Origin of the sequence: Spirillospora sp. CA-142024 (assembly GCF_050942325.1) — a bacterium.
Taxonomy (GTDB): Bacteria; Actinomycetota; Actinomycetes; order Streptosporangiales; family Streptosporangiaceae; genus Spirillospora.
On the sequence record NZ_CP192077.1, the window covers coordinates 8,359,532 to 8,371,547 of the forward strand.

Here is a 12,016-nt window from a genome sequence, read left to right on the forward strand (position 1 = left end):
GTACTCCCGTCCGGACCCTGCCGCGGCCGAGCCCCGCGGTCGTCGAGGGCCCTGCGGTCATGGTTCCCGCCCCGGGCCCGTTTCAAGGCTCGGACCACGGGTCAGGCCGTGAGGCCCTCGGCGAGGAGGAGGGCGCCGAAGGCGGCGAAACCGGCCGCGGCGCCGTACTTGATGACCCGCTCGGGGAGTTTGCGGCCGAGCGCCTGGCCGACGACGATCGCGAGCGCGTCGGCGGCGACCATGCCGACCGTCGAGCCGAGCCACACGCCGGTGAGCCCGAGGAGGCCGCCGTGGTCGGCGGCGAGGGTGACGGTGGCGAGCATCGTCTTGTCGCCCAGTTCGGCCAGGAAGAACGCCCCGCCGACGGCGAGGATCGCCGAGCCGGTGGCGCGCCGGGCCTTGTCGCGTTCGTCGTCGTCCAGTTCGTCGCCGCGCAGCGTCCACAACGCGAAGCCGAGGAAGGCGATGCCGGCGATGATCGAGATCGGGCCGGTCGGGAGCGCGGCGCCGAGCGCCGCGCCGAGGGCGACGCTCGCCAGGTGGACGAGCGCGGTCGCGGCCGTGATGCCGATCAGCACCGGGAGGGCGCGGAAGCGGGTGGCGAAGGTCATGGCCATGAGCTGGCTCTTGTCGCCCAGTTCGGCGACGAAGATCACGGCCAGGCTGATGAGGAAGGCGGACACCGGTTCCCTCTCGCTCGGATGCCGGGCGAAGGGCCGGGGGCTTCTCACGCACGCGACCTCGGCCCGGCATGACTGCCAGGCCGAAGGTCTCGTCCGCCGCGGTCGGTGACCGGGCCCGCGCGACCGGGCGCCGTCGGCGGCGCCAGTATGTCGATCACGCGATTGGGACTACTCCCCCTCGACGCCACAACACTATCAACCCCTGCTCAGCGGGCCGTTGTCCGAAGCGTCACATCGGGCTCAGAGGGTCACCCCGATGAGGACCGGCTCGTTGACCAGTTCCACGCCGAACGCGTCCCGGACGCCGCCGCGCACCTCGCGGGCCAGCGCGAGCAGGTCGGCGGTGCTCCCGCCACCCGGGTTGGTGAGGGCGAGGGTGTGCTTGGTGGAGATGCGGGCCGGGCCCCGGGCGTGGCCCTTGGTGAAGCCGGCCCGGTCGATGAGCCAGGCGGCGGACGTCTTGACCCGGTCGCCGATCTCCGGGTAGCGGGGGAACGCCGCGTCCGGGCCGAGGCGTTCGGCGACGCGGCGTTCGAGGTCGGCGATCTGGGCGGCTCCGAGGATCGGGTTGGTGAAGAACGAGCCCGCGCTGCGGGTGTCGGGGTCGGCCGCGTCCAGGACCATGCCCTTGCCGCGCCGCAGTTCGAGGACGGCGTCGCGCGCCTCTTTCAGCGTGACCCGGTCGCCCGGCCGGACGCCGAGCTTCCGCGCGAGTTCGGCGTAGGCGACCGGCTGCGACTCCTCGGCCTCGTGAAGCGCGTAGGTCACGTCCAGGACGACGTACCGATCACTGCCTTTGAAAACGCTGTGCCGGTAGGTGAAGTGACAGGCGTCGCGGTCGAGTGTGACGCAGGCGCGGGCTTGGCGGTCGTAGGCGCGGACCTCGACGACCGTCTCGCTGACGTCCTGCCCGTAGGCGCCGACGTTCTGGATCGGGGTCGCGCCGACGCGCCCGGGGATGCCGGAGAGGCATTCGAGGCCGGCGAGCCCGTCGGTGACGCAGCGGGCGACGAACGGGTCCCACTCCTCACCGGCCTGGACGCGGACGAGGACGCGGTCGCCTTCGGCGGCGACGCGTTCGGTGCCGCGAGTGCCGACGTGGACGACGGTGCCGGGGAATCCGTCGTCGGACACCACGAGGTTGCTGCCGCCGCCGAGCACGAGGACGGGTTCGCCGTCGTCGTCGGCCTTGCGGACCGCGGCGACGAGCTCGGACTCGGTCGTCGCCTCGACGAAGCGGCGGGCGGGCCCGCCGAGCCGCAGCGTGGTGTATCCGGCCAGGTTCACGTCTTCGTCGAACACCGCCACGTCGTCTTCCCCTCCCGTGCGTGCCCCTCGCCGGCGTCCCGGTCCGGTGCCCGGCCGGGGACGTCCCCGGCCGGTGCGCCGTTCCGCTCCGCTCAGGCGAGCCTGACGACCGCCTTCGCGCGCGTGAGGACCTTCTGTCCGTCGGACCTGGCGGTGAGCGCCACGACGACCTTGCCGTCGTCGAGCTTCTCCTCCACCTTGCCGCTGATCTCCAGCGTCGCACCGCCCTCGTCGGGGACGACGACCGGAGAGGAGAACCGTACCCCGTAGTCCACGACGGCGCCCGGGTCGCCGGCCCAGTCGGTGACGAACCGGCCGCCCTGCGCCATCGTGTACATGCCGTGCGCGATCACGTCCGGGAGGCCGACGGCCTTGGCGACGGACTCGCGCCAGTGGATCGGGTTGAAGTCGCCGGACGCGCCGGCGTACATGACGAGGTTCGCGCGGTCGATCGCGTACGTCTGCGCGGGGATCTCGGTGCCGACCTCGACGTCGGCGTACTTCACCTTGGCGGTCATCAGGCCCCCCGCTCCACGATCGTGTTGTAGGACTTGCAGACCAGCTCGCCCTCGGTCGTCTTGACGTCGGTCTCGACCGACATCTTCTCGTTGTTGCCGATCGACTTGATCTCGGTGATCGTCGCGGTGCAGGTGACGACGTCGCCGGCGTGCAGGGGGCGGGTGTACTCGAACCGCTGCTCGCCGTGGACGACCATCGCGTAGTTCAGCCCGAGCTCGGGGTCGGCGAGGGCGGCGTTGCCGAGGGAGACGACGATCGGGAAGGTGGGCGGCGCGATGACGTCGGGGTGCCCGGCCGCCTTGGCCGCCTCCTGGTCGCGGTAGACCGGGTTGCGGTCGCCGATCGCGTCCGCGAACTCGCGGATCTTCCCCCGGGTGACCTCGTACGGGTCGCTGGGCGGGAAGCTCCGCCCGATGAAATCACGGTTGAGTGCCATGCAGTCCGTCCCTCCAGGCCGAACGGGGCCCCGGTGCCCGCACGGTGCCCGGGTGCCCGCCCGGGCACGCTGGTTCGTCTCTCCGGACGGACGGTAACAGAACGACGTTCAGCCCGCCCTCGCGGGTCTCATCGACGAGGACGGGCTGATCGGGTCGGGGCAAGCGTGCGAAGAAGTCGCCATGCTGCGGGCGCCGCTATCGGGTTTCGCCGTGCGGACGGCGGGTCCGTGGTTAGCGGGTCTCCCGGTGCGGACGGTGGGTCCGGCAGTTGGGGCAGTACTTCTTGATCTCAAGGCGGTCCGGGTCGTTGCGCCGGTTCTTCCGCGTGATGTAGTTGCGGTGCTTGCACTCCTGGCAGGCCAGCGTGATCTTCGGCCGGACGTCGGTGGCAGCCACGATGGAGTGCCTTTCTTGGTAAGGGACATGGATCTTCGGACCTCGGCCGCCCTGGTGGGCGGCCGGCGATTCGACCCAGGCCTGCTCACCCCCGGGACCGGGGATGAGAGACATGGGTAGTAGCGAGGGCCGGACTTGAACCGGCGACACAGCGATTATGAGCCGCTTGCTCTGCCTGACTGAGCTACCCCGCCGTGGTGGTCGGTGTGGACCGGATTGCAAGGATACCGGATGCTCACCGAGCCCTGGAAACGCGAAAACCCGGGTGAGGTTCGGGGAATCGGTCTCGCGGGCTCCGCGGGACCGTCTCCCAGGTTACCGGGTGCGCCGATGAGCTGCGAAACGTCCTGCTGGAACCGGTGGGACGGTACCACAGGCCCCGGTACGGAGCGAATCGGGGCGGTCGGCCCCGGAAACGACGAAGGCCGCCGTCCGAGTGTGCCGGATGGCGGCCGGAATGCCGTGAGCCCCTTTACGGAATCGAACCGTAGACCTTCTCCTTACCATGGAGACGCTCTGCCGACTGAGCTAAAGGGGCCTGCGTCGTTCGCGCAGTGAAACCATACACGGCCCGGGCGGGTGTTGCGAACCGGATTCCCTCGCCGGTGTCCGCGCTGGTCAGCGCAGCAGGTTGCGGGCGATGACGAGCTGCTGGATCTGGCTCGTCCCCTCGTAGATGCGGAAGAGCCGGACGTCGCGGTAGAAGCGCTCGACGGCGACGCCGCGCATGTAGCCCATGCCGCCGTAGACCTGGACGGCGCGGTCGGCGACGCGTCCGACCATCTCGGAGCAGAAGTACTTCGCGCAGGACGGGCCTTGCTTGGTGTCCTCACCGGCGTCGTAGGCGCGGGCCGCTTCCAGGACCATCGAGCGTCCGGCGTACACCTCCGTCTGCGAGTCGGCGATGAGCCCTTGGACGAGCTGGTATTCGCCGATCGTCTTACCGCCCTGGCTGCGTTCTTTCGCGTAGGCGACGGTCTCGTCCAGGATCCTCTGGGCGAGGCCAACGCAGACGGCGGCGATGCTGAGGCGTCCATGGGCGAGCGACGCCATGGCGGTGCGGAAACCCGTTCCCTCCGTCCCGACCATGGCGTCCGCGGGGACGCGCACACCGTCGAAGAAGACCTCGGCCGTGTGGGCGCCGCGCTGACCCATCTTCTGGTCGGACGGCCCGACCTTGAGGCCGTCCGTGCCCTTCTCGACGAGGAACGTGGAAATGCCGCGGGAGCCGGCGCCGCCCGTCCTGGCGAAGACCATGAAGACGTCGGCCTCGGGGGCGTTGGTGATGAACCGCTTGGCGCCGTCGATGACGTAGTCGTCGCCGTCGCGGGCCGCGGTCGTGGACAGCGTGCTGGGGTCGGAGCCGGCCTCGGCCTCGGTGAGCGCGAACGCCCCGATGACCTCGCCGGACGCGAGCCTCGGCAGCCATGCGTCCTTCTGCGCGTCCGTCCCGGAGTTCACCAGGACCTGCCCGGCGATGCCGTTGCTGGTGCCGAACATGGAGCGGAACGCGGGGCTGGCGTAGCCGAGCTCGAAGACGAGGCGGACCTCCTCGCCCAGTGACAGGCCGAGCCCGCCGTACTGCTCGGGCAGCGCGTACCCGAAGAGCCCCATGTCCCGGGACGTGCGGCGCAGCGGCTCCGGGATCGCGTCGGTCTCCTCGATCTCCTCCTCGCGGGGGACGACCTGCTCGCGGACGAAGCTGCGGACGGCCTTGAGCACGTCGGCGAAATCCTGGGGCTCCATGGCGCTCATTCTAGAACCAAATTCCAGAATGATGGGGCGGATTCCCTCCCGTCCCGGCCGTTGTGCCAGGGTGATCGACCATGGCGCTTCAGCAACTCGTCGACCAGATCGTCCGGGCCGCGGTGGTCGAGGACCAGTCCTTCAGCGACCTCCTGCCCCAGCTCATGCAGGCGTCCCAGGCGGCCTCCCCCGCCGAGATGGACGCCGCACTGCCCCGTCTCGCCGAAGGCGTCGCCGAGGCGCCGCCGAACCTCGGCGGCTGGCTCGCCATCGTCACCGGCGCCTGGATCGAGAACGGCGCCGACCCCGCCCCCGTAGGCGCGGCCGTCGTCAACCGCATCACCGACGTCACCGCGGCCGCCCTGGCGTTCGGCAACGCGTGGGAGGCAGCGACCGGCGGCAAGCCGCCGCCCGACATGCAGGAGGAGCAGCCGTCCCAGCAGGTCTTCGACACCGTCGAGCCGCACCTGGGGGACGGCACCGTGACCGCGATGATGTCGTGGTTCGCGCTGCCGCAGTTCGCGTTGTCCGGGTGCACCGTCCTGCAGACGGCGCCGTCGGTGCGGGCGGGCCTCTCCGAGCGCGACTTCCTCGCCTTCACCGCCGGGAAGGCCGGCGAGCACCTCGGGCAGATGAACCACTACCAGGCGCTGCTGCGCGTCCTGGACGGCGAGCGCCTCCTCGTCCTCGACCGCGCGAGCCGCAAGGGCTGGACGGTCACGATCGGCGGGATCGGCGACAACTTCCAGCTGCACGTCCTGCTCGCGGGCGCGCTGATCGGGCGTCCCGGCGGGCTGACCGGCGACCGTCCCGCCCCGGAGATCATCGCCTGCTTCCTGAACGCCGACGTCCCGGACGGGCGGCCGATCATCTCCAGCCCGTGGAACCTCGTGGACGCGCACGGCGAGATGATCTGGAACGAGGGCGTCCCCGCCGACATCCCGGTGGTGAACGGCACCCGCGTCGTCGTGCTCGACCCGCCGTCCTACAAGCGGACGTTCCCGGCCGGGCGGCGCTTCCCGATGATGCCCGCCACGATGCGCGTCGAGGGAATGCACCTGCCCGAGGACCTCGGCGAATGGTGGCCGCACATCACGGCTCCGAAGGGCTAGAAGCGCACGAAGACCGCGGTGGCGTCGTCGTACTGCTTCCCTCTCGCCTTGGTCGCCGACGCCTCCGCGGCTCTGGTCCTCCTGACGAGTTCCCGCGGGCCCTCCTCGTCCAGGAGGCGGAGCAGGTCGTCCCAGCCCATGCGCCCGAACCGCTCCACGAGCCTGGACGCGCCGTCGCTCAGCACCGCCGCCCGGCGCAGCCCCGCGACCGGCACCTCACCGGTCAGCCCCTCGTACGCGGCCTCCGGTTTCGTGCTGGCCACCCAGAATCCGCCGGGGCTGTTCCGCGACGCCCGGACGCCCTCCAGGGTGTAGCTCGGCAGGTGATCGACCCGGTCGTCCCGGAAGACCCTGACCTCGCCGACGTCCACCACGATCGGGGAGTCGGCGAGGACGAACCACTCCACGACCTCGTCGCGGCGCCGCAGCAGTGACACGGTCGCGGACGGGCTGTCCGGATTCCGCAGATCGCACGTCCCGGTGTGCGCCTCCCCCGTCACCTTGATCGCCTCGGCGACCAGATCGGGCAGCGGCTTGCCGTCCTCAAGCGCCAGCAGCGCCGCGATCCGCCCGCCGAGCCTGCGCACCAGCCACGCCGGATCGTGCCGGCACCCGCTGTCGACTCCTTGGGGCGCCGTCGCTCCGTCCAGCAGCACGACCCACCCGGGCCCGGCCGCCACGAAGTCCTCGTTCGGCCGCCCAGGCGTCGCCTCGCTCACATAACTCACCTGCACGGATGCAGGTCTACCCCGTCGGCCGTCCCGCGCGGGACCGCTAGACCAAAACCCGCACCCGCCGTGCCGGAGCAAATCCGCCTATTCCTCGACATCAACGCCGAATCCGCGCGCCAGCCCGGCCAGTCCGAAGTCGTAGCCCTGGCCGACGACGCGCAGCCGCCATCGCGGGCCGCGGCGGTAGACCTCGGCGACCAGCATCGTCCGCTCCGTGGTCCCGGTGTCGAGGGTCGCCTGCGCGTGCGCCGGTCCTCCGTCGCCGGGTCCGGCGGAAAGCCGGACGGGCCCGAGGTCGCCGAACGTCACGGTCCCGTCGATCGCCGCCGCGATCGTCACCGTGCGGACGGCCTCGGGAAGCGCGGTCAGGTCGATGACGATCGCCTGCTCGGCGGGGCCGCGCGCCGCCAGGCGCACCGTCCCGTCGGGCGTCTCGGCCGCGCCGTAGAAGACGAAGTCCTCGTCGCGGGAGACGCGGCCGTTCTCACGCAGGGCGAACGCCACCACGTCCACTTCGCACTGCGCGTGCCGGTTCCAGCAGGCGGCGACCGTCCATCTCTCGGCCGCGGGCAGGTCGATGGCCGCACCCCTGGGCAGCACCGTCGGCGACATGCGTTTTGTCCTACCACGCCGAGGTTTCGGGCTGCCTGCCGGGCGGACGGCCGACTCGCACATCGCTTCGTGAGCTGGTGGGTTGTATTTTCCAACTCTATGTTGCTAGCGTCCCGTGCCACTGAGCCGAGTCCTGGGAGGGGCCGTGGGCAGTTCGGGAACGCGGGCGGCGGAGCAGACGCCCGGGCAGGGGGCGGCCGCGCGCTTCGGGGCCGTCTTCGCGATCGTCGCGGCCGGGGTGGCGATGTCCAACCTCGACGTGTTCATCGTCAACGTGGCGCTGCCCCAGATCGGCGGCCATTTCGCCGGTGCGTCGCTGGCATCGCTGTCGTGGATCCTCAACGCCTACGCCGTGATCTTCGCCGCGCTGCTGGTGCCCGCCGGGGGCCTGGCCGACCGTGCCGGGGCGAAGCGCGCCTACCTGCTCGGCATCGCCGTGTTCACGCTCGCCTCCGTCGGCTGCGCGCTCGCGCCGGGCGTGTGGTGGCTCGTCGGAGCCCGGGTGGTGCAGGCGGCGGGCGGGGCGATGCTCATCCCGTCCTCGCTCGGCCTGCTGCTGGCCGCCGCGCCGCCCGAGCGACGGGTGTCCGCGGTGCGCGGCTGGACCGCCATCAGCGGCCTCGCCGCCGCCCTCGGCCCCGTCGCCGGCGGGCTGCTCACCCAGCTCGACTGGCGGTGGATCTTCCTCGTCAACGCGCCCGCCGGCGCCGCCGCCCTGATCGCGGGCCGCAGGCTGCTGCCCGGCACGGCGGCGCGCCGCCGTGCCGGGCGGCCCGACCTGTTCGGTGCGGCCCTACTCACGGCGGGGATAGCCGTCCTCGCGCTCGGTGTCGTCAAGACCGAGAGCTGGAGCGGAATCGAGGTCACCGGCGCACTTCTCGCCGCCGCCGTCCTCGTCGCCTGGTTCCTGCTGCGCTCGGCGCGGCACCCGTCGCCCGTCCTGCCGCTGGGGCTGTTCCGCGTCCCCGCGTTCAGCCCCGCGTCCCTCGCCAACGTGCTGTTCGCGGTGGCGTTCGCCGCGATGCTGCTGTCCTGCGTGCTCTGGTGCCAGGACGTCTGGGAATGGTCCGCGCTGCGCACCGGCCTCGCCATCACGCCCGGCCCGCTCATGGTGCCCGCGCTGGCGGTCGGCGGCGCGCCGCTCGCCCGCCGCGCCGGCGCGGGCCCGCTCGCGGCGGCCGGCTGCGCGGTGTTCGCCGCCGGCATCGGCTGGTGGGCGTGGCGGATGGCGGACGGCTACGCGGCCGGGATGCTGCCCGGCATGCTGCTGACCGGCGTCGGGGTCGGACTGACGCTGCCCACGCTGATCGGCGCGGCCGTGACGGCGCTGCCGCCGGCGAACTTCTCCACCGGGTCCGCGGTCGTCACCATGGCGCGGCAGGTCGGCACGGTCATCGGCGTCGCCGCACTGATCGCCGTCCTCGGACGGGACGGCGACTACGACGCCGCCTGGCTGATGACGGCCGCCGTCACCGCCGCCGCCGGAGTCGCGTGCCTGTTCATCCGCCGGACGGGACGGCGTTCAGGGTGACGGCCCCGGGCTCGTCGGCGAAGAACCGGATCGTCCGGACCACGGCCCGCCCGCCGAGCGGCCGGACGATCTCCATCGGCTCCCGCAGCTCCACGACCACGTTCGTCTGCGCGGCCACCGCCACCGAGAGCCGCTCGTCCCGCACCTTGACCATGCCGCTCTCGTTGAAGTTCCGGTCGACCCGCAGCGAGGAGATCCGTGCACGCGGAATCCGCAGATCGAAGAACGCTCCGTAGCGGATGCGCAGTTCCTCGTCCGACAGCACGTGCGGCCGGGTGACGCATGCCGCGACGACCGCCAGCACGATCAGGATCGAATACAGATCGACCGCCAGGAAGACCGTGCGCAGCCCTTCCGGTGCGTCGACGGCCCGCAACAGCAACTCCACCACCACGACCTCCACGACCATCGCGAAGAGGAATCCCAATTGCAGGAAGAGTTGCGCTCCCGCATAGGGCACTCCGACCGCGCCCGGCGGCACCCCATGCCTGCGCCGCGTGACGAACAACGCGAGGCTGACCATTCCCTTCAGGTCGAACGCCACGATCCTGCGCACCCGGTCGGGCACGAGCAGACCCACGCCGCGAAACGACGCCCGCCACCCGTCCCCGGCCCGCCGCGCGAGCCTCAGCATGCCCGCTCCCGCAGAATCCCCAGGACCTGCCGGAAGACCTCGCCTTGCGCGGCGGACATCGCATCCAGCCACCTTGCGTCCATGTCGTTCCCGACCATCAGCGCAGCCATTTCATCCGGTATCTGTTCGGCGAGTTCCCGCGCGATCCCGACGATGCGCGGATCGTCTCTCTCCGCGTCCGCGATCGCGTCCAGCCGCGCGTAGATGCCGGCGATCCGCTCGCGTGCCTCCGGCTCGGTGAAGGGACGCAGCATCTCGGCGAACCGCGCCCGCTCGCCTTCTCCGACCGCGGTGTCGACCAGCGCCAGCAGTTCCCGGTCGAATTCCCCGAACCGCGATCCGCTCGGCAGTCCCCGCAGGACCTCGGCCATCTGCGGCGACACGGCCGAATCGGCCTGCAGTTCCTCGTCCGCCAGCAGTGCGGCCAAACGCGCTCGCCGCGCCGCTATGGCGTCCTGCTGCCTGGCCAGATCAGCGTCCAGTTCCCGCAAGACCTCACGCAGTTCCCGCCCGCGCTCATCGGCGAGGACGTCCTGGATCTCGTCCAGTGAGAGGCCCAACTCCACGAGTCTGCGCACGCGTGCGAGGACGACGGCGTCCCGCAGCCGATACTCCCTGTAGCCGTTCGCTCGCCGCTCCGGCTCCGGCAACAGCCCGAGATGGTGGTAATGCCGCACGGTCCTGGTCGACACTCCGACCAGCGCGGCCAACTCCCCGATCCGCATGCCCTCATTACAAACGTTGACGCAACGTCAAGGTCAACCACGCCGCCGAGGCATCCGATAAGTTCGCGCCGGTGGACGGAATCACGGGCACGGTCGCAACCGCATGCGGAATGTTCGCTGGGACGAACGTGGACGACCTCATCGTCCTGACGGTCCTTTTCCTGTCCGGGCGGGCGACCGGAGCCCCGAAGACGTGGCAGATCTGGGCAGGCCAGTACGCCGGCATCGCGGCCCTGGTCCTCATATCGGTGGTCGCCGCGCTCGGATTGACGATCGTCCCGGACGACTGGATCGGCATGCTCGGGCTCGTCCCGTTCGCCCTGGGCGTCCGGGGCCTGGTCTCGGCGGTCCGGGACTCCGGCCGTGACGCCTCACCGGCCGTGGCCTCGGGCCTGTTCTCCATCGCCGGCGTGACGATCGCCAACGGCGCGGACAACATCTCCGTCTACACACCGGTGTTCCGCACCGTCGGCACCGGCCCCACGCTCATCACGACCGCGGTGTTCGCCGCCGGCGTCGCCCTGTGGTGCCTGGCGGCCTCCTGGCTCGGCTCCCACAAGAAGATCATCGACTTCGTCGGTCAGTACGGCAGGTGGCTCGTCCCCGCCGTCTTCATCGCGATCGGCGGCCTGATCGTCATCGAGTCGGACCTCCCGTCCAAGCTCCTCTGAAGCCGGACGCCACGCCGCCGTCGTAGGGTCGGCATGGGAGGCATCGGTGAGCGACTGGACGCTTGGCAACAGCTTCGACAGCCCAGCGGGAGAGGTCCGATGGGAGCGGCTGGGCGATCCGGACGCCGAACCCCTCGTCCTTCTGCACGGCACGCCGTTCTCCTCGTTCATCTGGCGCGACATCGCGCGCGCCCTGGCCATCAGCCGTCTGGTGTACGTGTTCGACATGCCCGGTTACGGCGCGTCGGCCATGTCCGAGGGCCAGGATCTGTCGCTGGACGCGCTGGCCGGAGTCTTCGCCGAACTGATCGAGTTCTGGGGTCTGACGCGTCCGGATGTCGTCGCGCACGACTCCGGCGGCGCCGTCGCGCTCGGCGCGCACGTGGACCGCGGCGTCCCGTACCGGCGCCTGGCCCTCGTCGACGCGGTGTCGCTGTCACCCTGGGGCAGCGAGTTCTTCGCACTGGTCGGTGAACACGCCGAGGTGTTCCGGCAACTTCCGGGGCCGCTCCACAGAGCCCTGCTCCGCGAGTACGTCGCCACGGCCAGCTCCCCCGGCCTGCGCGCCGACGTGCTGGACGCCCTGACCGCCCCATGGCTCGGCGCGGACGGGCAGGCCGCCTTCTACCGCCAGCTCACCCAGCGCCGCGACGACCAGTACTACACCGACCGCATACAGGACGGTTACGCGGCCATCGACCTGCCCGTCCTGGTGTGCTGGGGCGCCGACGACACCTGGGTCCCGGTCGAACGCGGCCGCGAACTCGCCGCCCTCGTCCCCGGCGCCGACCTACGCGTCATCGACGCCGCGGGCCACCTGCTCCCCGAGGACCGTCCCGCCGAACTCACCTCCGCCCTGCTCACCTTCCTGCACAACACGACCTGACCTCGGACGTTTCCACGCCACGGCA

Annotated in this window: 14 protein-coding genes and 2 tRNA genes; 4 read left to right on the forward strand and 12 right to left on the reverse strand. The window is 71.2% G+C overall.

Annotation, left to right across the window (positions count from 1 at the left end):
* Positions 1 to 101: 101 nt before the first annotated feature.
* The 8 genes from ACQPZP_RS39480 to ACQPZP_RS39515 all read right to left on the reverse strand — a co-directional run bounded on the left by ACQPZP_RS39480 (position 102) and on the right by ACQPZP_RS39515 (position 5,089).
* Positions 102 to 683: a TMEM165/GDT1 family protein gene (locus tag ACQPZP_RS39480; RefSeq protein WP_433479750.1), complete on the reverse strand. Its 582-nt coding sequence runs from the start codon at positions 681 to 683 to the stop codon at positions 102 to 104.
* A 240-nt stretch (positions 684 to 923) separates the two neighbouring features.
* Positions 924 to 1,991: a UDP-N-acetylmuramate dehydrogenase gene (locus ACQPZP_RS39485; protein WP_433474732.1), complete on the reverse strand. Its 1,068-nt coding sequence runs from the start codon at positions 1,989 to 1,991 to the stop codon at positions 924 to 926.
* Between the two features lie 92 nt (positions 1,992 to 2,083).
* Positions 2,084 to 2,509 (reverse strand): MaoC/PaaZ C-terminal domain-containing protein, encoded by a 426-nt coding sequence (locus ACQPZP_RS39490; protein ID WP_433474733.1) that lies wholly within the window; start codon positions 2,507 to 2,509, stop codon positions 2,084 to 2,086.
* On the reverse strand, positions 2,509 to 2,946 hold the full coding sequence (locus ACQPZP_RS39495) for a MaoC family dehydratase N-terminal domain-containing protein (RefSeq protein WP_433474734.1): 438 nt from the start codon (positions 2,944 to 2,946) through the stop codon (positions 2,509 to 2,511). The genes ACQPZP_RS39490 and ACQPZP_RS39495 overlap by 1 nt, the downstream gene beginning before the upstream one ends.
* A gap of 232 nt (positions 2,947 to 3,178) precedes the next feature.
* Positions 3,179 to 3,343 carry a 50S ribosomal protein L33 gene (gene rpmG, locus ACQPZP_RS39500; RefSeq protein WP_026404241.1) on the reverse strand — a complete coding sequence of 55 codons (165 nt, stop codon included), beginning with the start codon at positions 3,341 to 3,343 and terminating at the stop codon, positions 3,179 to 3,181.
* A 120-nt stretch (positions 3,344 to 3,463) separates the two neighbouring features.
* Positions 3,464 to 3,537 (reverse strand) — tRNA-Met (locus ACQPZP_RS39505).
* Positions 3,538 to 3,808: 271 nt separating this feature from the next.
* Positions 3,809 to 3,881: transfer RNA gene (locus ACQPZP_RS39510), tRNA-Thr, on the reverse strand.
* An 80-nt stretch (positions 3,882 to 3,961) separates the two neighbouring features.
* Positions 3,962 to 5,089, reverse strand: a complete 1,128-nt coding sequence (locus ACQPZP_RS39515; protein ID WP_433464776.1) for an acyl-CoA dehydrogenase family protein — start codon at positions 5,087 to 5,089, stop codon at positions 3,962 to 3,964.
* An 80-nt stretch (positions 5,090 to 5,169) separates the two neighbouring features.
* Here ACQPZP_RS39515 and ACQPZP_RS39520 point away from each other — a divergent pair, with 80 nt between their 5' ends.
* On the forward strand, positions 5,170 to 6,201 hold the full coding sequence (locus tag ACQPZP_RS39520) for a hypothetical protein (protein ID WP_433474735.1): 1,032 nt from the start codon (positions 5,170 to 5,172) through the stop codon (positions 6,199 to 6,201).
* On the opposite strand, the gene ACQPZP_RS39525 is transcribed toward ACQPZP_RS39520, so the two are convergent.
* Both ACQPZP_RS39525 and ACQPZP_RS39530 read right to left on the reverse strand, forming a co-directional pair.
* Entirely contained in the window at positions 6,198 to 6,920 is a 723-nt protein-coding gene (locus ACQPZP_RS39525; RefSeq protein WP_433474736.1) for a protein phosphatase 2C domain-containing protein, read from the reverse strand. The genes ACQPZP_RS39520 and ACQPZP_RS39525 overlap by 4 nt on opposite strands.
* Before the next feature lie 96 nt (positions 6,921 to 7,016).
* Complete coding sequence (locus ACQPZP_RS39530; RefSeq protein ID WP_433474737.1) at positions 7,017 to 7,544, reverse strand: TerD family protein; 528 nt, start codon at positions 7,542 to 7,544, stop codon at positions 7,017 to 7,019.
* Between the two features lie 145 nt (positions 7,545 to 7,689).
* Between ACQPZP_RS39530 and ACQPZP_RS39535 the strand changes: the two genes are divergently transcribed.
* Positions 7,690 to 9,075 (forward strand): MFS transporter, encoded by a 1,386-nt coding sequence (locus ACQPZP_RS39535; protein WP_433474738.1) that lies wholly within the window; start codon positions 7,690 to 7,692, stop codon positions 9,073 to 9,075.
* Here the strand turns inward: ACQPZP_RS39535 and ACQPZP_RS39540 are convergent.
* Together ACQPZP_RS39540 and ACQPZP_RS39545 are read right to left on the reverse strand one after the other, a co-directional pair.
* Entirely contained in the window at positions 9,044 to 9,709 is a 666-nt protein-coding gene (locus ACQPZP_RS39540; RefSeq protein ID WP_433474739.1) for a hypothetical protein, read from the reverse strand. The two genes, ACQPZP_RS39535 and ACQPZP_RS39540, sit on opposite strands and share 32 nt — an antisense overlap.
* Positions 9,703 to 10,434 (reverse strand): MerR family transcriptional regulator, encoded by a 732-nt coding sequence (locus ACQPZP_RS39545; protein ID WP_433474740.1) that lies wholly within the window; start codon positions 10,432 to 10,434, stop codon positions 9,703 to 9,705. The genes ACQPZP_RS39540 and ACQPZP_RS39545 overlap by 7 nt, the downstream gene beginning before the upstream one ends.
* 71 nt (positions 10,435 to 10,505) lie before the next feature.
* On the opposite strand from ACQPZP_RS39545, the gene ACQPZP_RS39550 reads away from it, so the two are divergent.
* Positions 10,506 to 11,105 (forward strand): cadmium resistance transporter, encoded by a 600-nt coding sequence (locus tag ACQPZP_RS39550; RefSeq protein WP_433474741.1) that lies wholly within the window; start codon positions 10,506 to 10,508, stop codon positions 11,103 to 11,105.
* A 46-nt stretch (positions 11,106 to 11,151) separates the two neighbouring features.
* A complete protein-coding gene (locus tag ACQPZP_RS39555) occupies positions 11,152 to 11,991 on the forward strand; it encodes an alpha/beta fold hydrolase (RefSeq protein ID WP_433474742.1) in 840 nt (279 codons plus the stop codon).
* Positions 11,992 to 12,016: the final 25 nt, after the last annotated feature.

Coding starts and splice junctions, on each gene's coding strand:
- ACQPZP_RS39490 (WP_433474733.1), bottom strand. CDS start 2,509: ATGACCGCCAAGGTGAAGTACGCCGACGTCGAGGTCGGCACCGAGATC.
- ACQPZP_RS39495 (WP_433474734.1), bottom strand. CDS start 2,946: ATGGCACTCAACCGTGATTTCATCGGGCGGAGCTTCCCGCCCAGCGAC.
- ACQPZP_RS39515 (WP_433464776.1), bottom strand. CDS start 5,089: ATGGAGCCCCAGGATTTCGCCGACGTGCTCAAGGCCGTCCGCAGCTTC.
- ACQPZP_RS39520 (WP_433474735.1), top strand. CDS start 5,170: ATGGCGCTTCAGCAACTCGTCGACCAGATCGTCCGGGCCGCGGTGGTC.
- ACQPZP_RS39530 (WP_433474737.1), bottom strand. CDS start 7,544: ATGTCGCCGACGGTGCTGCCCAGGGGTGCGGCCATCGACCTGCCCGCG.
- ACQPZP_RS39540 (WP_433474739.1), bottom strand. CDS start 9,709: ATGCTGAGGCTCGCGCGGCGGGCCGGGGACGGGTGGCGGGCGTCGTTT.
- ACQPZP_RS39545 (WP_433474740.1), bottom strand. CDS start 10,434: ATGCGGATCGGGGAGTTGGCCGCGCTGGTCGGAGTGTCGACCAGGACC.